The sequence below is a fragment of the Pseudoalteromonas issachenkonii genome (assembly GCF_002310795.1).
GTDB classification, from domain to species: Bacteria; Pseudomonadota; Gammaproteobacteria; order Enterobacterales; family Alteromonadaceae; genus Pseudoalteromonas; species Pseudoalteromonas tetraodonis.
The window spans coordinates 1,850,302-1,870,371 of sequence record NZ_CP011030.1 but is presented as its reverse complement, the minus strand read 5'-3'; the positions used below and the strand labels follow the sequence as shown (position 1 = coordinate 1,870,371).

Genomic DNA, 20,070 nt, shown 5'->3' with positions numbered 1-20,070 from the left:
GAATTAATAACCATGCTAACTTCGGTATTAGACCAATTTTCAAAATGGTTTTTACACCATCAAAGCTTTGCCGCTTACATAGAGCCTTTAATACAGGTCGTTAAACCCGCATGGCGAGCCGGCTTTTTTCGTGCGCAAATTATTGATGTACACGCGTTGAGTGGTCAGTTTTTAAGTGTAACGCTTAAACCCAATAAACAGTGGCGCGCCCACATTGCGGGCCAGCATATTAGTTTAACGCTTGAGCTCAACGGGCGTTTGCTTACCCGTGTATTTACGCTTGCTTGCAGCCCCGCGCAATACAAAGCAACCGGATTGCTGCGAGTTTTAATTAAAACCAATGAGCAAGGACGTTTTACAGCTCAGTTGCAAAGCGCATTAAAAGCGCAGTCGTGGTGTAATATTTCTGCGCCAAGTGGCGACTTTGTATTTAAAAGCTGGCATAAAGCCAGCACCTTTGTTGCTGGTGGCTCGGGTATTACACCTATGTTAGCAATGCTTAGCCAGCAATTAGCAAATACTCAACACACCATTAAATTACTGTATTTTGCAAAAGCTAATGAGCACCAATGCGTTGAAGAACTTGCCGCATTAGCAGAGCGTTATGTGCATTTTTCTTACTTGTTACTCACTCGCGATAAGAGCCCGCAATTAACTACGCATATAAACATCGGTGACAATCCTGATATTTACTGCTGTGGGCCAGCAGCGTTTATGCAAAAAATTGCACATTTTGCAAACCAGCATCATTTAACCTATTACCAAGAAGCCTTTGGCCTTGCATTGCCAAGCTTAAATGATGACAGTCAATTTACTGTAAAAATTAATAATGATCACCACGACGTAGCAGCGAATGAGGTGTTATTAACTCAGTTTGAGGCAAAAAAACTACCTGTGCAGCGAGGGTGTGGGATTGGTATTTGTCATCAATGCCAGTGCATTAAAAAAACGGGCGTGGTGCGCAATTTAAAAACCGGTGAGTTATCAGATAACGGCGAGCAGTTAATTCAACTGTGTGTTAGCCAAGCGGTCAGTGATTTGGAGTTACAGTTATGACAACCATAAATTATGAACAATTAGCCGAAGATTTAGATGGCATAAAAATGTTGACGCTTGCCAAAGTAGGGCAAAAGGATGCTAATTATATTCGCTCTATTGTGCGCAAGCAGCGACTGTGCGAAATAGGTGGGCGCATTTTATTAATGCTTGGTTTTATTCAGCCCTTACTTTGGGTGGCGGGTGTGTTATTACTGGCTTTGGCTAAAATCCTCGATAACATGGAAATTGGCCATAATGTGATGCATGGCCAGTACGATTGGATGAACGACAAGCAGCTTAATTCAAAAACATACGAGTGGGATATAGCCTGCGACGGCCAAAGTTGGAACCGAGTACACAATTTTGAGCATCATACTTACACTAATATTATTGGCAAAGACCGCGATTTTGGTTATGGCTTATTAAGATTAAGTAATGACTTTAAATGGCGTTTAAAAAATACTTGGCAGTTTATTACCTATTTAAATTTAAGCGTGCTGTTTCAGTGGGGCGTGTCGTACCACGAGCTGGCGGGTGAGCGTGTGTTTATAGGTAAAAAGAAGCCAAACCGCGAAGGGGCTGTAGCGCATAGCACGTTAAAAAAACGCTTTTTTAGTAAAGGGGCGCGCCAATTAATTAAAGACTATGTGCTGTTTCCACTTTTAGCGGGGCCTCTGTTTTTATGGGTGCTAAGCGGTAACTTATTAGCAAACTTAATTCGTAATTTATGGACATCAACCATTATTTTTTGTGGCCATTTTACCGAGCAAACGCATACCTTTTACGAGCAAGACTGTGAAAACGAAAGCCAAGGTCAGTGGTATTATCGCCAAGCACTTGGGTCGTCAAACATTAAAGGGGCGCGTTGGTTTCATATTTTAACGGGGCATTTAAGTTTTCAAATTGAACACCATTTATTTCCAGACTTGCCATCGTCACGCTACCAAGAAATAGCACCACAAGTGCAAGCTGCTTTACAAAAGCAGGGCATTGCATACAACACCGGCGGTTTTTTTCACCAATATACCTCGGTGTTAAAACGTATATTTCGTTATTCATTTAAATAGAGGTTAATAAAATAGCCGCTACTATAATGTATGCATTAAATAATCAGCTAACCTTAAATTGTTAGCTGATTATTGCATTAAAGAGTTAGCAAGTGCTTTTTTGATTAAATAATCATCAGTACATGCAAAAAATTCGTCTAATTAATTTAAAAACAGCCTGTTTTGCTATGGTTAAATAGTAGCGGGTTGTCATACAATGGAGAAAAATAGACCACACAAGAGAGAATAAAAATGGCCGCATTTGGTACTGTGTTTATGCCGCAGATGATTCAAGCTAAGTTTTCTGACAATCAGTGGGGCGAAAGCTCAATTGTTCCTTGCGATAAGCTTGAGTTGCATGCAGGTGCACACGTTCTTCATTATTCAAGTACATGTTTTGAAGGTTTAAAAGCCTTTCGCCATGAAGATGGTTCGGTAAATATTTTTAGAATGGATGCAAATATTGCGCGTATGCAGCAAAGTTCTGAATTATTAAGTTTACCAGCGGTTGATGGCGAGATGCTAAAAACAATGATCATCGATATTGTTCGTGAATACGCCGATGAAACGCCGCTTCCTCCTGGTTCTATGTATATTCGCCCAACCCACATTGGTACTGAAGCTGCCATTGGCAAAGCGGCTGCACCTTCAATGAGCTCATTGCTTTATACGTTATTATCGCCAGTGGGTGACTACTTTTCAGGTGGTGCTACCGCGTTACGTGTTTTATTAGAAGAAGACGGCATGCGCTGTGCCCCGCATATGGGTATGATTAAAAGCGGTGGTAACTATGCTAGCGCGCTTGGCCCAATATCAGCAGCGCGCACTAAATATAAAGCCGACCAAATTTTATTTTGCCCAGGTGGCGATGTGCAAGAAACCGGCGCGGCCAACTTTATATTAATTGATGGCAACGAAATCATTACTAAAGCACTCGACAGCACCTTTTTACATGGTGTTACTCGTAATAGTATTTTAACCATTGCGAAAGATTTAGGAATGACGGTAAGCGAGCGTAACTTTACCGTAACTGAGCTTTTAGAGCGTGCAGCAAAACCAGGTACAGAGGCAGCACTTTCAGGCACTGCAGCAGTATTAACACCAGTAGGTACGTTTATCCATAACGATAAAGAATACAAAGTGGGTAATGGTGAACCAGGGCCAACAACAGCACGTTTACGCCAAGCATTGAACGATATTCAATGGGGTAAAAGTGAAGATACACACGGTTGGTTAACTAAAATCTAATCGGGTTCTAGGGTCTGTTGACCTTTGCGGATTAAAATTTGTTCAAACTAGGGGCGGTTTAATCGCGGCGCGAGGTTTGTAACCTAGTGGGCTAAGTAAAAACCGAGCAACAAAGAGTAAATCGTCCCTAGGCAGAACCCTTCGGGCAGCGCCTGTTTGGCATTGATGCTGCGTTATCGCCTATTTATGGGGAATAACCACACCACATAGGCTCTGCCTTGCCTAAATACCAAACAGACTGCTGCAAATTTAACCTTGAAAGATCAACAGACCCTAATCTATTAAAAAAGCCACACTAAACAGTGTGGCTTTTTGTTATAAGCTGCAGCTTAAAATTTCATTTCAACTTTGCCATAAACATAACGGCCATTAAAACCAAATGGCGAAAAGCCCGAATACGAGAACAAACGTGAGAAGGTAGTTACATCGCTCACTAAATCACGCGTTGGATCTGGGTATACATCAAACACATTATTCGCGCCTAAGCTCAGAGTAATGTTGTTATTAAGTGCATAGGCAACATCTAAGTCGGTGATCCACTTTGGCTTGAGCACTTCGTTACGCTCTGGAATTTCTGATGGGTCTTGTGTTTCACCATAGCGAGTGCTGCGAAGTGTGGTACGCCATTCGTTTAGTGTCCATGTAGCGCTTAGGTTGTATTTATTACGCGGGGTGCTTACTTCAAAACGGCGCAGTTCATTACCCGAGAACAAATTATCTTGTTCAACACCTACGCTTTGTAGCTCAGCGGGTGGGGCAATAATATTAGTCACTTCGTTTTTGCCGTAGTTATAGCCTAAATTAAACGCTACATCACCGTAGTTATCGGTTATTAGGTTGTAAGAGGCAACCACATCAACACCACGGGTTTTGCTATCAATCGCGTTTAAGAAAAACCGCCCTTGGTTAGCTCCAGTGCCCTCAAGTAAGCTTGCTACACCTGCGCCCGACAGGTTATTTGATAACACAATACGGTCATCAATTAATATTTGGTAATAATCCACAGATAAGCTGAAATTAAAGTCGGTTGACCAGGTAAAACCTACCCCGTAGTTGGTGGCTTCTTCTGCATCTAAGCCCGGTGATCCCAATGCAACGGCTACATCACTGCTTGGGGCAAACGTCCCTGTTTGTGTTGGAATACCATCAACAAACACGGTGGCCACTGAAGTAAAATATTGCTGTTGCAGAGAGGGCGCTCTAAAGCCGGTTGATACAGAGCCGCGTAATGCTAAATCTTCTGTTAGCGTATAACGGGTAGCAATTTTACCATTAAGCGTATCACCAAAGTCAGAGTAGTCTTCGTAACGCGCTGCGACGGCAACATTCCAGTTATCTGTAATAAAGGCTTCTAAATCAACGTAAAGGCTAACATTATGGCGGCTGTTATCACCCGCAGACTCAGGTGTGAACCCCGGGAATACTTGCGAACCTGCAGAGCCAAATGGGCCATTAACTGGGTCGGTTACTGCGCCACCAGGGCCAAAAGTGCCTTGTGCGTATGAGGCTTCTTCGCCTGCCTGAATTTCGTAGCCTTCACGACGATACTCAGCGCCCACTGCGACGTTGATTCCGCTAGCTAAAAAGTCTGCATCAATCTCGCGGCTAAAATCAAGATTAATAGTCAGCTGATCGTAGGTAAGTGTACCGGCATCAAAACTGGTTTGACTGCTAGGTCCATATGAGGTGTTTAAGCTATCAATAACACCAAAGTTAAAGGCATCTTGGCCGTATACAGCAGAAGCGTCGTAATTCCATTCATTAGCAAAACCTTTTACGCCAAGTGCTAACGAAAAATCGTCAATATCTGAGGTGATCACCGGTAAAAAGCCATCAGGATAAATTTCTGTTACGTTACGGCTGTCTTGTGCGCGACGATAAAAACCTCCGCCTTCGCCTTCACGCTTGCTGTAAGAGCCAAACGAGTAGAGCTCTGCATCGTTAGTTAATTGATAACCGGCATTATAAAACAGCGCGAAGTCTTCAACGGTGCCATTGCCAAAGTTATGATTGTAACGATCCCATGTGAACTCACGCGGATCAAGAGAGCCATCAGGTAGGCGGGCGTAATTTTCGCGCTGGTCATAATCAGAGCGATTCGTTGAGCTACGGTCGCGATATTCAGTAGAAATACTTAAAAAGCCGTTATCACCTAATTCAAAACCCATATTACCTTGTAAGGTTAACGTTTGGCCGTCGGTAAGCGAGCGGTCGCTGCCTTCATTAAAGGCTAAGTTGCCATTGGCGTCTTCAGAAACGGATTCTAGTTGAGGCACACCCTGCATTTCGGTGATGTTTGCTCCATATACAGCACCTAGGCTGCCGCCACTACTATTACTTTTAAGGACAATATTAATCACACCGGCAATGGCGTCTGAGCCATATTGCGCAGCGGCACCATCGCGTAATACTTCTATTCGCTCAATGGCATTGGCTGGAATAGCGTTTAAATCAACCGATGATGATCCACGACCGGTTGAACCATTTAAATTAAGCAGTGCATTACTATGGCGACGTTTACCATTAACCAACACTAAGGTGTGATCAGGTGCTAAGCCACGCAGTTGAGCTGGGCGCACATGGTCGCTGCCATCGGTGATTGATGGCTGAGGGAAATTAAAGCTTGGTAATAAAGTGCTCAGTAGTGCATTGGTTTCAGTTTGCCCTGAACTTTTTAGGGCATCACCGCTAATGATATCAATCGGAACTGGGCTGTCTTCAACTGTGCGGCCGAGTCGGCGAGAGCCAATTACACTAATTTGTTCAATATTTTCTTCTGCTTGTGTTTCTTGCTGTGCGGCATTTACCGACCACGAGCCAAGTAGTGCAGCGGCAACACTGAGTGTAATGGTTTTTTTTGCTGTAAATAGCTGTTTTAGTTGCATGATTAGTTTCCCTCATTCAATGCTCTACAGGTAATTCAATTATTAATGAACTAATTGAAATTTCTGTTGTCAAGGTAGACCATTTTTACAACCAAGGTCAATTGAATTACATTCAATCTACAATTTATTTACAGCGGCAGGTGGAGTATTTGAGTAGCCTGTAGCGTAAGTCGCCATTTACCATTTAATTTTACCTGTGAGCATATCTTTAAACATTACCCAATCGCCCCATAAACTATATAACGGGTGCTTAAATGTAGCAGGGCGGTTTTTTTCAAAAAAGAAATGCCCAACCCACGCAAAGCCATAACCAATCACTGGTAATAACCATAACAACATAAGTTGTGAGCTAAAAAACGCATAGCCTGCCAGTAACAGTACTAAGCTACTGCCTATAAAATGCAATCTACGGCAGGTTTGATTACGATGCTCTTTTAAGTAATAAGGGTAAAAGCGTTTAAAGCTTGTAAAGGATTGGGTTTCTGTCATTACTTAGCCTATTGGTGTTTAAACGTTGTTCATTAATGTATTTAAGCGTAACTAAGCGCAGGTTAACAGCGATAAATGACGTTTACCGCATCTTAATAGACAAAAGCAGTAAAAGTTAATAACTTAGAGTGATTATCAACAAGGGAATAAAATAACAATGCTAAAAAAAACACTGACCTGTGCGGTTGTAATCGTACTTGCGGGTTGTTCACAACCTGCAGAAAACACCTCTCAAAATGAAGTAAAAACAGCAATGAAAGCAGTTAACTCTCTAGATTACCCTGAAACTAAAAAAGGCACAGTGGTTGACACTTACTTTGGTGAAAATGTGGCTGATCCGTATCGTTGGTTAGAAGATGATATGAGTGATGAAACGGCTCAATGGGTTAAAACACAAAATAACCTAACCTTTTCATATTTACAGCAAATACCGTACAGAGATACGTTAAAGCAGCGCCTTGAAAAGTTAATGAACTACGAAAAAATCAGCGCGCCGTTCACCGAAGGTTATTACACCTATTTTTACAAAAATGATGGCCTGCAAAATCAGTACGTTTTATACCGCAGTAAAGACGGGGGCGAGGCTGAGATTTTCTTAGATCCTAATACCTTTAGTGAAGATGGTACCACTTCAATGTCGGGCTTATCATTTTCAGAAGATGGCTCATTGTTAGCATACCAAATATCGGAAGGTGGCAGTGATTGGCGTAAAATCATTGTTATAGACACCGAAACCAAAGAGCAAGTAGAGCAAGCACTGGTTGATGTTAAATTTAGTGGCGTGAGTTGGTTGGCAAATGATGGTTTTTATTATTCAAGCTACGACAAACCAGAAGGCAGTGAGCTTTCTGCAAAAACTGATCAACATAAAGTGTACTACCATAAATTAGGCCAAGCCCAAAGCGAGGATACGCTAGTATTTGGCGATACCGCTGAGCAAAAACACCGTTATGTAGGCGCTAAAGCGACCAAAGATGGCCGTTATTTGTTTATTAGTGCTAGCGTATCGACCTCAGGCAATAAGTTATTTATTAAAGATTTAACTAAGCCAGATAGCGAGTTTGTTACCGTAGTGGGTAATACCGACTCTGATACCAGTGTGATTGATAACGAAGGTAGCAAGCTATTTTTGGTTACTAACTTAAATGCTCCGAATAAAAAAGTAGTGACGGTTGATGCAAGCAACCCGCAACCTGAAAACTGGCAAGACTTTATTCCAGAAACCGAAAACGTACTCAATGTAACGCTTGGCGGTAATACATTTTTTGCCAACTACATGGTTGATGCTATTTCTAAAGTGAAGCAGTACAACAAGCAGGGCGAATTGATCCGTGATATTAGTTTACCAGGGGTTGGTACGGCGGGTGGTTTTGGCGGTAAAAAAGAGCAAACTACGCTTTATTACTCATTTACTAACTATAAAACCCCTGGCACGACTTACAGTTTTGACGTACAAAGTGGTGAGTCTAAAGTATATCGTAAGTCAGGGATTGATTTTAATAGCGACAACTACACCTCTGAGCAAGTATTTTATACCTCTAAAGATGGCACTAAAGTACCGATGATTATTACTTACAAAAGTGATATTAAATTAGACGGTAGCAACCCAACTATTTTATATGGCTATGGTGGCTTTAATATAAGCTTAACACCTCGCTTTAGTTCAACAACAGCAGCTTGGCTTGAGCAAGGCGGCGTATACGCAGTGGCAAACATTCGTGGTGGTGGTGAGTATGGTAAAGAGTGGCATAAAGCAGGTACGCAATTGCAAAAGCAAAACGTATTTGACGACTTTATTGCTGCTGCACAATACTTACAAGATAAAAAATACACCTCTAAAAAGCGCCTAGCACTGCGAGGTGGTTCAAACGGCGGGTTATTAGTCGGTGCCGTAATGACCCAGCGACCTGACTTATTTCAAGTGGCGTTACCTGCGGTAGGCGTACTCGATATGCTTCGTTATCATACTTTTACAGCGGGTGCTGGCTGGGCATACGATTACGGTACTAGCGACCAAAGTAAAGAAATGTTTGATTACTTAAAAGGCTACTCGCCAATTCATAATGTAAAAGCAGGGGTTGAATATCCGGCGACTATGATCACTACAGGCGATCATGATGACCGCGTTGTACCGTCGCATTCATTTAAATTTGCAGCAGAGCTTCAAGCGAAGCAAGCGGGTACTAACCCAACGCTTATTCGTATTGAAACCAATGCAGGCCACGGTGCGGGTACGCCAACCAGTAAAATTATTGACCTTTATGCCGACATGTACGGTTTTACGCTTTACAACATGGGCATTAAATCACTTTAATGTGACTTTATAAGCTAACGAAAAGCCGAGTTACTTAAGTGACTCGGCTTTTTTTATGCTCACTACTTTATTGTATGGGAGAGAACAACCGTTGATAAGTTTTATAAGCGTATTCGTCACTCATACCGCTTAAGTAGTCACAAATAATTCGCATGCCTTGATGGTGTTTTTCGGCTTCTAGGTAAAGTGCTTGCGTGGTTTCGGGTAATAACCGCATTGGATCGCTGGCAAATGCGGTAAACAGTTCAATAAGCAGGTTCTGCCCTTTAAATTCTATTTGTTGCATTTGTGGGTCGCGTATCAAGCGTTGAAATACAAAATGTTTAAGTATTTGTAATACGTTTTCGTATTGCTGATCTAATTTAGCGGTGTGCTTTAAAATAGGGCATTCAAAGGCATCGTTTTGTATGTCTAAATGAATATGAATAATAAAGGTATTTACTAATTCACCAATGGCATCTTTGCGTTCATGTTCGTGCTTTGAAAATAATCGCTCTGTAAGTGATTTAAGTAGCGTATTTAACCAATCATAGTTGAGTGCTTGTAAGTGCGGCAATGCATGGGTTAACCAATCGTCTAGGCTTAACACATCGGTGGCTATGGCATCTTCAAGATCGTGTACGGCATAGGCAATGTCATCAGCCAGTTCCATAATGGCACTATCGAGAGATTTATAGCGTGTTTTAGCTCGGTATGAATCTACAATATTTTGGCTGGTTAATAATGCTTTATCGTTTTGACTCAGTGGCTCAATGATCCAATTAAATATAGGTGCATCGTCATTGTAAATGCCTTTAGCAGGTCGCCAGTCGTCGGCTTTTATAAACGCGCGTTGTTTATCTACTTTGGGAATGTTGTACCACAGCTGGTCGATAAAACCAGGGTACTTTATAAACCCTAATAATGTGCGCCTTGTTAAGTTCATGCCATAGCCATTACTGTAAGGCTCTAGTTTGGCAACTATTCGTAGTGTTTGTGCGTTACCTTCAAACCCGCCATGATCACGCATCATGTAGTTAAGCGCAATTTCTCCGCCGTGCCCAAAGGGCGGATGGCCGATGTCGTGCGCTAAACATAAGGTTTCGAGTAATCCGGTTGATGGAAAATGTTCAAAACGAGGGTGCAGGGCTTTTAAGTGACGTAATATGCCCGTGCCTATTTGCGATACTTCTAAAGAATGGGTAAGACGTGTGCGATAAAAGTCATTTAAACCAATACCCATTATTTGAGTTTTGGCTTGAAGGCGTCTAAATGCTGCAGCATGAATAATTCGAGAGCGGTCTATTTGCCAAGGAGAGCGGTTATCGTTTGGGCGGTGCTTATATTGTTCAATTATTCTATTTTGCCACTGTTTATCCATGTTACAACCTATCTCTATATCTACGACTTTAACGCTTAGTATATTATAAATAACTCACAATAGGCGTATGAATTTTATTCAGTTGTTCGGTATTCGCGTTTATAAAGTGGCTTAGGTATAATGAGTGTTCGTATGTATGTGACTACACCATACATAACTTAGAGTTTAATTGAGATAATACATGTTAAAAACTATTTTTCAGTTGTTGTTAGCCGCCCTTGTTATTTGGGCACTTACTCATCCATTTATACAAACTGATGAGTTTGTTTCAGATGAACAAACACGTGCTGACGACATTAAAAAAGAAAAGAAGAAAGAAAAACCATTGCACAATGTTAAGTTGCCAAAATTCTCAGAATACACCGATGTAAAAGAGAAAAAGCATGCGTTTTTTAACTTCATTAAGCCCCATGTAGAAGCCGAAAACAAAAAGATTTTACAGCAACGTGCAAACATTGAAATTGCGCGCATGATGCTAGAACACGACGAGCCGTTAAGTAAAAAACAAGCGAGCGATATTAAAAAAATACTTAAATTATACCGCTTACCTGAAACCTTAGACACGCTTACACTAACTCAAGCGCTGCGCCGTGTAGATATTATTCCTAAAGAACTTGCCCTAATGCAAGCTGCTAATGAGTCGGCATGGGGTACCTCACGCTTTGCCCGAATAGGCTTAAACTTTTTTGGCCAATGGTGCTACAAAAAAGGCTGTGGCATGGTGCCAAGAAGACGTAATAATGAAGCCGAGCATGAAGTGGCTGCATTTAAATCGGTTCGCGCTGCTGTAACGTCATATTTTAGAAATATTAATACGCATAATGCCTATAAACAATTACGCAGTATACGTGAAGATTTACGCGCACAGCAAAAGCCAATTAAGGCGACTAAGCTAACCCTTGGGCTGATGTCCTACTCAGAGCGTGGTGAAGCGTATATTGAAGAGCTAAATACGATGATCAATCAAAACCGAGCGTACTTTGATGAATAAACCAGTATTAAAATTAGTTACGACTATAGCGACCTGCTTTTTAGCAATAGCGGCAAATAACACCTATGCTAAAGAGTTTGTTATGTCGTATGACGGTTTTTACGACCGTTTAAAAGTAGTAAACAAAGGCGATTTTCAGTACGCCCGCGTAAACTTTTATATTAGCGATATTGGTACTAACGAAGTATGTAGTATCAAAAGCGGGACTATTTTAACTGAAAAAAATGAGTACCCGCTTAATTACACTGACAAAGCGCAACTGTTATTACCGTATGATAAGCAGCTTGATACTGACAAAGCGGTGATTGTGGTTCAGCCTAAAAACCCGGTTCATGATTGTCAGTTAAAGCTTCAAATAGAGGCCAACGAGCTAGAAGGGCTAACCTTTTCAAAGCAATCATTATTAACCATTAATAATGAGCTTGAAGCGCTTTTAACAGACTTGTCGGGCTTTTTTGTTAGCAAACTAATGTGGTTTTTACTGCCTGAGCAAAAAGGGGTGGTTGTTACTTTTAATGCGCCTAAACAATTTGATGATGAGCGCATAACATGCGAAGAATCAGTATGTTATTTTGAAGTAACAGACAGCTGGCAAAACGACACCAAAGTATTGGCTGATATAAACGAGGTAGTTAAAGTAACGCCTTGGATCAGTAAGTAATAAAATTAATTGGTTTGATTATAAAGCGGGGTCAGGTTTGACCCCGCTTTTTTTATTGCTAAATTAAATAATGGCAGAGTGGCTATTCATGAGCGCGCTTTTTTCATCATGAGTAACAACTTTATTTCGGCCCGTTTCTTTAGCAAGGTAAAGGCGTTTATCAGCTTGCAATAGCAGCTCTTGCATATTTAAATCGCGAATAAGTGCGCTACTTACTCCAGCACTAACAGACAATGCAATACTATTACCGTTAAAATAAAAGGGATATTGATCAATACTTCTGCATAGCTTTTGGGCTAACTGCCTTGCTTGAGTAAGATTTTTTTGGTTAAGGAAAATAGCAAACTCTTCTCCGCCAATTCGAGCGGTAATGCCTGCTTCAAAAAACAATTCGTTAATATGTTGTGCAATCCATTTTATTGCTTCGTCGCCAGTTTCATGACCATATTGGTCGTTCACTTGTTTAAAAAGATCGATATCGAGCATAATTAACGACACTCTGCTGTTAAGTGGTGCAGTGTGGGTTATTTTTTTACACAGGCGGAAAAAGCCTCGCCTGTTTAATAATTGTGTAAGCGGATCGTGATTAGCTAAGTTTATTAGTTTTGATTCTTCATTGGCAAAAGCAATAAACGGCAGAATTAATGCACTGGCTGTGGTTAAAAATAAATGCGAGACCAATAATAGTTGTAATCCCGCGGCTAAGTTCACCTGACTAATTTGGCTAAAGTAGGGTAAAACAAGGAGTACAACTTGCAACAGCATTACTACACTGTGTAGTGAAAAGCAGGCAATTAGTAGTCGTTGCTGTACTTTAGCAACACTGGGGGTTTTAATCATTAAATAGGCCGCGTAGCTAAATAGTACGGCAGTAATAATACTGGTAATAATTTGCCCCGCATCAATGAGATACACAGCAAGTAGCAATGTGCAACATATAGCACAGGCATAATATAAAGGCGTTAGCTTTACTGCAAGCACCGTACTTTGTGGTATTAACCCTAAAATAAGCAGGAGTGGGGTTAAAATAATAAATAGGTAAGCAAAAAAGTAAGTTAAAAGTGGATAGTCAATCACTCCTCTCAAACCAATCAGGGCAATAGCGGTTATAAACGAGCAGCAGGCAGTAGCAAAAAATAAAAAGCTAGGTTGTTTTTTATATGAATACACTGAAAAAAAGAACACTGCAATAAACAAGTTAAGAATAAAACAGAGGCTAATTAATGTGGGTAAATGAAGCATGTTTTAGTTGCTCTTTTAGCTGAATAAGAAATAACGCTTAACTCATTATTAGGTAGTAACACTAAAATAGCAAGGGAGTAAAAAGTATTAACTTTATACTCCCTTGCTACTAACTTAACCCTTTAAGGTCAGTCGTTAAACTAAACTTTTTAATGCGGCATCGATTTCAGAAAAGTGAAAACGGTAATTATTTTCTAATGCTTTTTTAGGCACCACAAATTGGCCGGTTGTGAGTAGATCTGACATTTCTCCCATTAAAACATTGAGCACAGCTGCAGGCATGGGCATAAAGGCAGGGCGTGACAATGCTTTGCCCAATGATTGGCTAAATTGTTTATTGCTCACCGGATGCGGGGCAGTGGCATTTACAGCACCAGAGATATCTTGATTACGAATCAAAAATAAAATGAGCTGCACCATGTCATCAATGTGGATCCACGACATACCTTGCTCGCCATTGCCAATTGGCCCGCCTAGACAAAGCTTAAATGCAGGCAACATTTTTCCAAGTGCGCCGCCTTTTTTAGCCAGTACAATACCTGTGCGAAGTAAGCAAACACGGGTATCGTCAGACTCAGCTTTTAATGCAGCGAGTTCCCAATCCTTACAAAGTTGGTGACTAAATTCATCGTGTGGTTCTGTGTTGTTTTCATCAACTTGGGTTTTACCTTGGCGACCATAATAGCCTATTGCACTGCCTGAAATAAACGTATGTGGCGGTGTATGACATTGACTAATTGCATCACTTATGGCTTGGGTAATAATAATTCGGCTATCGCGTATTTTTGCTTTTTGTTTATCACTCCAGCGTTTATTAACGATAGGTTCGCCGGCTAAATTAATGACAATATCGACCGTATTAAAATCTACATCGTCTAAGCTGCTAACAGCATTTACTCTGTGGCCTAACAAAACTTTAGCTTTGGTTGGGTTTCTACTTAGTACCGTAATGTCGTGGTGGTGCAACAAGAAAGGGCAAAGGTGCCTACCAATTAAGCCCGTGGCGCCTGTAAAAAATATATGCATTGCAACTCCAAAATTATAAATAAAGCGGGATGTTTAAAATTTATACTCCCCAGCTCAACGATTTGCAAATTTATACGTACTAATCATTATTATGATCACCCATAAATATTTCATTCTATTGGGTTTTGCCTTACACTGAAGCCAAATAACAGCAATAGGATAAGAGTATTGGCAAGTTTAACTGGGGTAAATAAAAGCTTAATTATTTTTGCAGCGTTGGTCATTGTATTGGCGGGCATTAAAGCCGCAAGTGCTATTGTTATTCCGTTTATTTTGGCAGCATTCATCGCCATTATTTGTAGCCCACTCATTAATTTTTTTGCTCGCTACCGTATTCCAAAAGGCATAGCGGTGGTGCTTGTGGTGCTTATTATTATGGGCTTAGGTGTTAGCTTAGGCGGTTTAGTGGGGCAGTCGGTTAATGACTTTTCAAAGCAGTTACCTGAATACAAAGCACAGTTAAAAGAAGAATTTGTATGGCTGGTTGATATGGCGTCGCAATACAATATTTTAATTAATAAAGAACAAATTTTGTCTATGTTCGACCCCGGTAAAATGGTTGATGTTGCCACCAATATGCTAACCGGTTTAGGTAGCGTAATGGCCAATATGTTTTTAATTATTTTAACGGTTGTTTTTATGCTGTTTGAAGGGCCGATACTTGGCAAAAAAATTCATTTAGCACTAGACGACCCCGACAGCAAAATTAAGCAAATTGACCGCTTTTTAGACTCTATTAACTCTTATTTGGCCATTAAAACCCTAGTAAGTTTAGCTACCGGTGTAATTGCTGGTTTTTACTTGTGGATACTCGATGTTGATTACTTTGTACTTTGGGGCGTATTGGCATTTATGCTTAATTACATTCCTAACATTGGTTCAATCATAGCGGCTGTGCCAGCACTGTTACTGGCGCTTATTACTCAAGGCCCCTTAGTGGCAGGGCTTGTTGGCGCGGGTTATTTAACTATAAACACCGTAATGGGTAATATTGTTGAGCCTAAATACATGGGTAAAGGGTTAGGGCTTTCTACGTTAGTGGTGTTTTTATCGTTAATATTTTGGGGCTGGCTATTAGGCTCTGTGGGTATGTTGTTATCGGTGCCGTTAACCATGATTGTAAAAATAGCGCTAGAAGCCAGTGATGAGGGGCGTTGGTTAGCAACCATGCTTGGTACAGGTGAAGAAACCGTCATTAAATCAGAAAACTAATGCTTTACTAAGGCGTGCCTAAGCATGCCTTTAACATTATTAAGTATTTATTAAATTAGCTAAGGCGCTATCTACGGCGTTTATAGCCCCCTCTAAATAGCCTGCCTCCTGCTTTGCAAACTCACTGCCCACAAAATGCACTTTTAACTGTTTAAGCTGCTCGCCAAGCTCTGAAAAATTAAATTCAGGATGCTGCGATACACCTAGTTGGTCATCCTTGTTGGCCACAAATTCATCCTCAGCCCAATCTTTTAATGTGCAATGAGTGGCAGTATAAGCCTGCTCACCATAAAAATAGCCAAGCTGATCAAGGCAAGCTTGGGTTAATTGCTCGCGAGTTACTTGACTTCGCTGCAAGTAAGGCACACCAATAAAGCCAAATAGAGCAGGGTGAGCATGATCACTTGCTGAGGCATCATGAATTTCTACTAACGGGCCAACACGGCTAAAACATTGCCCCGATAAGTTTTTATCTCGCCAAAAAGCGTGCTCAAAAGTGGCAACAAACTTTGCTTGGCCTGCCATCCACGTCGGCACCGACGCTAAACGCTGGGCTAAAACATTATCAGCCCATAAATGCGGGGTTAAATGCTGGCTGATCATTCTAGGGGGTAACGCCAACAGTAACTGATCGCAAGTAAAGTACTGCGTACTCCCTTGGTAATTAGCGCTAATATGCCAGCCATCGGAGAGCTTTTTTACTTCGCTAACAGCGTGTTCTAATTTAAGGGTGTTTGGGTCAAGCTGCTGATAAAGCGCATTAATAAGCTCGTTCATACCGTTTTGAATTCTAAATAGCTGCATTTCACCTGCGCCTGCAATTTGCTGAGCAGGGGCAGTATGCGATGCTTGATACAACACATCGCCTTGGGTGTATTGCTCAAACACAGGGATGTTTAAAGCAGCAACTAACTGTTGAATATTAGGCTGGTGCGGAAATATCCAGGTAGGGCCTAAATCGTGGCCAATGGTGTTGTTGGCTGCCAAAAAGTGAGACGAAATACGACCGCCCAAATTGGCTTTGGCCTCTAATAATAAAAACGGAATATTTCGTTTTTTTAGGCTGTAAGCGGCATATAAGCCCGCTAAGCCACCACCAATAATAACCACAGGTTTATGCATTTTAAAATCACTTTAGCTAAATCAATCTACTGGTAGGTAGTTTGTGGTTTTTTTGCAGATTTGTCAAAACGTTTTATGGGCTAAGTGAGTAAGCTTTAGTGTGCACTCATATTTAGGAAAATGAGCGACGCGAGCCTATTGTTCAAATTAGCACTGCTTAAAATAATAAAACTTAATGATAGCAATGTGTTAGCTAATTTGTTAAAACTATATAAAGAAAAAAATGAGCGTAGCGCTGATATAGGTATGTGTGAATGCCTCATTAGTAAAATGCTAGATCTAATCTAGGAAGGCGAGATACATGAAAGATGAATTCTCAGAGTCCCACAGCAATGATGAAATTGAATTTTTTGTTCGGCAACGTAATCGCCAGCTTCATTATCAGCGGGCAGTATTGCAGAGAATGGAGCGTGAAAACCGTCGTCGACGTTTGATACTGCTTTTTTTATTTCTCCCACTCACCTCATTAATGATGGCTCTATCACTAATGGTTCTTGACGATAAAAAGTATATTGACAAGAAGCAAGTGCAGCTTGATTTGACTACAATTGTTAAGAACGGCGGTGATCTAAGGGCCATTCGCCAGGCTTTTTCTTCGCAGCCTCTATTAAGTTCTGTAAAGCTGATTTTCAAATCTAAATCAAGTTATTATGACACCAGTATTCCTCTATCATCGGTCTTGGCCGATCTTCGAGTAAATTCATTTAGAATTGATGAGGGCGAAACCCTACCACTTTTAGAACGAGTGATTTCTGAATACGAGCAGGTTAATCCATTTGATAAGCTTCTTAATAACCAGAAATATTACTTTGAAAATATACGAATCAAAAGTGGCGATGGCTACCCTAGTATTAGCAATGACATAAACAACATAGCTGATGAGATGCATCAAAAAAACCTGTTGATTGAGGAGTATCTTGGGGACTCGAAAATGTCATTTTGGATCTCGATACTCGCAGTTATACTTTCTCTACTTATTGGCGGCTATCAAATATTTTCCGGTCGCCCCGAAGCGATGAAGAAATTGATTCTCGAAGCGATGAATGGATTTTCCGGTACAACTGAGGACAGCTCTAACAAAAAAAATAAGGCAGACAGCTGAAATTATTTTTGCGACATTCGGTTATCAAACAAGGAAGTAGATTATGAAAAATAAGTTTATGGTTATTGTGTGTTCTTTTTTATTAACGTTTTCTTTGAATGCGTTTGCTCAAGAGGATAGCTCAGCAAAAGTAGCCCAGATATTAGGGAATACAATACATGTTACTGATCTAGAAATAGATTTGAGGTTTTTAAAAGGATATAAGCGCTCTTATCCTGGTTTATCAGAAGATAATGTGCTTGATAAAATGCGAGCAGATAAATTAACGTCAATAATTTGGAAACGAATTATCCAAAAGTTATCTGATGAACATAATTTAGAACCAACAGCTGATGAGGTCGGAAGTTTTACTGAAGCCATGTATCGTTTTAGCTCAAAGCCATCAGCTGAGACATTAACTTCTGAGATGAAAGAAGCTTCATTTAGGGCAAATAGAGACGTCGTTAAAACTTACAAAATTAGTAAGTATCTTTATGAAACGTATGGAGGCACAGTTATTTTCCAACAGGGAAACCCTCATGAACCTGTAGGAGCCTACCGTAAACTTTTAGAAGAGTATCAAGCCCAAGGGAATTTTAAAATTTATAACCCAAAATATGAAAAAGCTTTCTGGGCGTATTATTTGAGAAAACACCCAATGGTTATTCCAGAGGATAAAGTCGATTTTTCCAAACCATGGTGGGAAAAAGCACAGGTTGAGTAGTGCGTAAAAGCGTATATCAAGCTGTTAAAAAAGCAAAATATAGTTGACTGTTTTCGTTCCATTTTAACCTATAATTTTTTGTACATTATTATGGCTTGCCCTTGCCAGTGAATTAAATAACATCATTAAATTAGAGTGCAGTACGTAACGAAAATTAAATATTTAAAAGGAATTAATTAAATGACAATGAAACAGTTTAAAACAGCGCTAGGCTTTAGCATGATCTTAGTTACATTTAATAGCTATGCAACATCACTACAGAATCAGAATATTAGCAAATCTTGTGTTAGTGTTGAGAGTGAAAAAGATAAAAAAAGCCGACTACAAAGAGGAGAAGAAAGAGTAGACATTTTTGTCGGTCTGAATTCATTTACTGCTTATGATGAAGGGTTTAGACAAAAGATGAAGAGCGTTCCTGTTAAAGAAATTATGCCATATTCGTTTACGTCCATCGGCATTATTGCTGCTTCAATGCAAACGGTTTTTCCTGTTTTACAATTAGCGTTGTGCAATGAGGAATATGCAATTAATAATAAGTGTAATTATGAAAGGAATATTCATGGAGGGCGGCTTATTAGTATGGAAACTGAATGGAAAAGTGATACCCAATATACAATGACACAATACGTAACCAATGCTGAAACTGGTGCTAAAAGAATAAAGCTGATTGTCTCATCTGAACTTCCAAATTACTGGAATGGTAATATGACATTGTTTAACGAGGATGGTTCTAAAGCTGAGGTATCTTGGTCTAGAAGTGATGATGGAACTGAATATTATCAAGGGCGAAGCCTAGGCGGCACTGATATATCTAGTATAACATTTACTGAGTACCCAAATTGCTCTGCAGAGATAACATATGTCAAAAACGACGTCAAAATTACAGCTAATTGGACATTAGTTGATGAAAAAACAACAGGCAATTTTTTGTATTGTAATCAAAAAGGCTGCCACAATGGGCATTGGTAAATATTACAGATTTGATATGAATCTCTGTTTTGTTGTCGTAATTTAAATGATGACGCGATTATTATAATAATATAGCTGGAATGAAAAAATAAAATGAAGTCTTAGGACTGCATTTACCCAAAATATATTTAAAACCCTATCAAAAATATGATACCTAATAACACTGAGATTTGTTCTGGTTTAAGTACAGTCGAGCATTACTGCTATCTTTATTTATTGCTAGCACAAGCCACAAATAAGATAAGTGATAATAAGGGTAAAAACTACAATGACTCAAAATAATAAAATTAACTATATTGAAATTCCTGCACAAAATATTGCAGCTACAAAGGCTTTCTTCAGTACGGTGTTTGGCTGGTCATTTGTAGATTATGGCCCAGAATATTGTAGTTTTACCGCGCAAGGGGTTGATGGTGGTTTCTTTAAGTCTGATTTAGTTGTTTCTACTAAAAAAGGAAGCCCGTTAATTGTGTTTTACAGTAGTGACCTTGAAGCGACTCAAAATAAAATTGAAAAAGCTGGAGGCAAAATAATTAAGCCTACATTTTCATTTCCCGGTGGTAGACGATTTCACTTTAGCGATCCTAATGGAAATGAATTTGCGGTATGGTCAGAGTAATCACATAACAAAGTATAAAAACTAACAAAAATGCAGCCTTTGA

At 40.1% G+C, this 20,070-nt stretch carries 17 protein-coding genes; 11 read left to right on the top strand and 6 right to left on the bottom strand.

Going from position 1 to position 20,070, the window contains the following annotated elements:
• Positions 1-12: 12 nt before the first annotated feature.
• The 3 genes from PISS_RS08620 (at position 13) to PISS_RS08610 (ending at position 3,332) form a co-directional block, all read left to right on the top strand.
• Positions 13-1,056: a flavin reductase family protein gene (locus PISS_RS08620; protein WP_058154763.1), complete on the top strand. Its 1,044-nt coding sequence runs from the start codon at positions 13-15 to the stop codon at positions 1,054-1,056.
• Entirely contained in the window at positions 1,053-2,105 is a 1,053-nt protein-coding gene (locus tag PISS_RS08615) for a fatty acid desaturase family protein (protein WP_058154761.1), read from the top strand. Before PISS_RS08620 ends, PISS_RS08615 begins: the two co-directional genes overlap by 4 nt.
• 225 nt (positions 2,106-2,330) lie before the next feature.
• On the top strand, positions 2,331-3,332 hold the full coding sequence (locus PISS_RS08610) for a branched-chain amino acid aminotransferase (RefSeq protein ID WP_288369064.1): 1,002 nt from the start codon (positions 2,331-2,333) through the stop codon (positions 3,330-3,332).
• A 329-nt stretch (positions 3,333-3,661) separates the two neighbouring features.
• Here the strand turns inward: PISS_RS08610 and PISS_RS08605 are convergent, their stop codons facing one another.
• Positions 3,662-6,217, bottom strand: a complete 2,556-nt coding sequence (locus PISS_RS08605) for a TonB-dependent receptor plug domain-containing protein (RefSeq protein ID WP_058154759.1) — start codon at positions 6,215-6,217, stop codon at positions 3,662-3,664.
• 177 nt (positions 6,218-6,394) lie between these two features.
• Entirely contained in the window at positions 6,395-6,706 is a 312-nt protein-coding gene (locus PISS_RS08600; protein WP_024603111.1) for an Mpo1-like protein, read from the bottom strand.
• Positions 6,707-6,863: 157 nt separating this feature from the next.
• On the opposite strand from PISS_RS08600, the gene PISS_RS08595 reads away from it, so the two are divergent.
• Positions 6,864-9,020 (top strand): prolyl oligopeptidase family serine peptidase, encoded by a 2,157-nt coding sequence (locus PISS_RS08595; RefSeq protein WP_058154758.1) that lies wholly within the window; start codon positions 6,864-6,866, stop codon positions 9,018-9,020.
• A 67-nt stretch (positions 9,021-9,087) separates the two neighbouring features.
• Here the strand turns inward: PISS_RS08595 and PISS_RS08590 are convergent, their stop codons facing one another.
• A complete protein-coding gene (locus tag PISS_RS08590; protein WP_058154757.1) occupies positions 9,088-10,380 on the bottom strand; it encodes an anti-phage deoxyguanosine triphosphatase in 1,293 nt (430 codons plus the stop codon).
• A gap of 181 nt (positions 10,381-10,561) precedes the next feature.
• Between PISS_RS08590 and PISS_RS08585 the strand changes: the two genes are divergently transcribed.
• Together PISS_RS08585 and PISS_RS08580 are read left to right on the top strand one after the other, a co-directional pair.
• A complete protein-coding gene (locus PISS_RS08585; protein ID WP_013465099.1) occupies positions 10,562-11,371 on the top strand; it encodes a glucosaminidase domain-containing protein in 810 nt (269 codons plus the stop codon).
• The gene (locus tag PISS_RS08580) at positions 11,364-12,032 is read left to right on the top strand and encodes a DUF2987 domain-containing protein (protein ID WP_058154755.1); all 669 of its coding nucleotides are present in this window, start codon (positions 11,364-11,366) and stop codon (positions 12,030-12,032) included. The genes PISS_RS08585 and PISS_RS08580 overlap by 8 nt, the downstream gene beginning before the upstream one ends.
• 63 nt (positions 12,033-12,095) lie before the next feature.
• Here the strand turns inward: PISS_RS08580 and PISS_RS08575 are convergent, their stop codons facing one another.
• Positions 12,096-13,274: a GGDEF domain-containing protein gene (locus PISS_RS08575; RefSeq protein ID WP_058154754.1), complete on the bottom strand. Its 1,179-nt coding sequence runs from the start codon at positions 13,272-13,274 to the stop codon at positions 12,096-12,098.
• A 135-nt stretch (positions 13,275-13,409) separates the two neighbouring features.
• Positions 13,410-14,300, bottom strand: coding sequence for a TIGR01777 family oxidoreductase (locus tag PISS_RS08570; RefSeq protein WP_058154752.1), 891 nt, complete (start codon positions 14,298-14,300; stop codon positions 13,410-13,412).
• Between the two features lie 168 nt (positions 14,301-14,468).
• On the opposite strand from PISS_RS08570, the gene PISS_RS08565 reads away from it, so the two are divergent.
• Positions 14,469-15,512, top strand: coding sequence for an AI-2E family transporter (locus tag PISS_RS08565; protein WP_058154751.1), 1,044 nt, complete (start codon positions 14,469-14,471; stop codon positions 15,510-15,512).
• A 39-nt stretch (positions 15,513-15,551) separates the two neighbouring features.
• Here PISS_RS08565 and PISS_RS08560 read toward each other — a convergent pair whose 3' ends face one another.
• On the bottom strand, positions 15,552-16,634 hold the full coding sequence (locus PISS_RS08560; RefSeq protein WP_058154749.1) for a flavin monoamine oxidase family protein: 1,083 nt from the start codon (positions 16,632-16,634) through the stop codon (positions 15,552-15,554).
• 301 nt (positions 16,635-16,935) lie between these two features.
• On the opposite strand from PISS_RS08560, the gene PISS_RS08555 reads away from it, so the two are divergent.
• From PISS_RS08555 to PISS_RS08540, 4 genes are all read left to right on the top strand, one after another.
• A complete protein-coding gene (locus PISS_RS08555) occupies positions 16,936-17,736 on the top strand; it encodes a hypothetical protein (protein ID WP_058154747.1) in 801 nt (266 codons plus the stop codon).
• A gap of 43 nt (positions 17,737-17,779) precedes the next feature.
• The gene (locus tag PISS_RS08550) at positions 17,780-18,439 is read left to right on the top strand and encodes a hypothetical protein (RefSeq protein WP_058154745.1); all 660 of its coding nucleotides are present in this window, start codon (positions 17,780-17,782) and stop codon (positions 18,437-18,439) included.
• A gap of 180 nt (positions 18,440-18,619) precedes the next feature.
• Positions 18,620-19,408, top strand: a complete 789-nt coding sequence (locus tag PISS_RS08545) for a hypothetical protein (RefSeq protein ID WP_058154743.1) — start codon at positions 18,620-18,622, stop codon at positions 19,406-19,408.
• Between the two features lie 268 nt (positions 19,409-19,676).
• Positions 19,677-20,027, top strand: coding sequence for a VOC family protein (locus PISS_RS08540; RefSeq protein ID WP_058154741.1), 351 nt, complete (start codon positions 19,677-19,679; stop codon positions 20,025-20,027).
• Positions 20,028-20,070: the final 43 nt, after the last annotated feature.

What these genes read in the sequence shown, in the direction of transcription:
- PISS_RS08620 (WP_058154763.1), top strand. Translation starts at nt 13, where the DNA reads ATGCTAACTTCGGTATTAGACCAATTTTCAAAATGGTTTTTACACCAT.
- PISS_RS08615 (WP_058154761.1), top strand. Translation starts at nt 1,053, where the DNA reads ATGACAACCATAAATTATGAACAATTAGCCGAAGATTTAGATGGCATA.
- PISS_RS08605 (WP_058154759.1), bottom strand. Translation starts at nt 6,217, where the DNA reads ATGCAACTAAAACAGCTATTTACAGCAAAAAAAACCATTACACTCAGT.
- PISS_RS08600 (WP_024603111.1), bottom strand. Translation starts at nt 6,706, where the DNA reads ATGACAGAAACCCAATCCTTTACAAGCTTTAAACGCTTTTACCCTTAT.
- PISS_RS08595 (WP_058154758.1), top strand. Translation starts at nt 6,864, where the DNA reads ATGCTAAAAAAAACACTGACCTGTGCGGTTGTAATCGTACTTGCGGGT.
- PISS_RS08590 (WP_058154757.1), bottom strand. Translation starts at nt 10,380, where the DNA reads ATGGATAAACAGTGGCAAAATAGAATAATTGAACAATATAAGCACCGC.
- PISS_RS08585 (WP_013465099.1), top strand. Translation starts at nt 10,562, where the DNA reads ATGTTAAAAACTATTTTTCAGTTGTTGTTAGCCGCCCTTGTTATTTGG.
- PISS_RS08580 (WP_058154755.1), top strand. Translation starts at nt 11,364, where the DNA reads ATGAATAAACCAGTATTAAAATTAGTTACGACTATAGCGACCTGCTTT.
- PISS_RS08575 (WP_058154754.1), bottom strand. Translation starts at nt 13,274, where the DNA reads ATGCTTCATTTACCCACATTAATTAGCCTCTGTTTTATTCTTAACTTG.
- PISS_RS08570 (WP_058154752.1), bottom strand. Translation starts at nt 14,300, where the DNA reads ATGCATATATTTTTTACAGGCGCCACGGGCTTAATTGGTAGGCACCTT.
- PISS_RS08560 (WP_058154749.1), bottom strand. Translation starts at nt 16,634, where the DNA reads ATGCATAAACCTGTGGTTATTATTGGTGGTGGCTTAGCGGGCTTATAT.
- PISS_RS08555 (WP_058154747.1), top strand. Translation starts at nt 16,936, where the DNA reads ATGAAAGATGAATTCTCAGAGTCCCACAGCAATGATGAAATTGAATTT.
- PISS_RS08550 (WP_058154745.1), top strand. Translation starts at nt 17,780, where the DNA reads ATGAAAAATAAGTTTATGGTTATTGTGTGTTCTTTTTTATTAACGTTT.
- PISS_RS08545 (WP_058154743.1), top strand. Translation starts at nt 18,620, where the DNA reads ATGACAATGAAACAGTTTAAAACAGCGCTAGGCTTTAGCATGATCTTA.
- PISS_RS08540 (WP_058154741.1), top strand. Translation starts at nt 19,677, where the DNA reads ATGACTCAAAATAATAAAATTAACTATATTGAAATTCCTGCACAAAAT.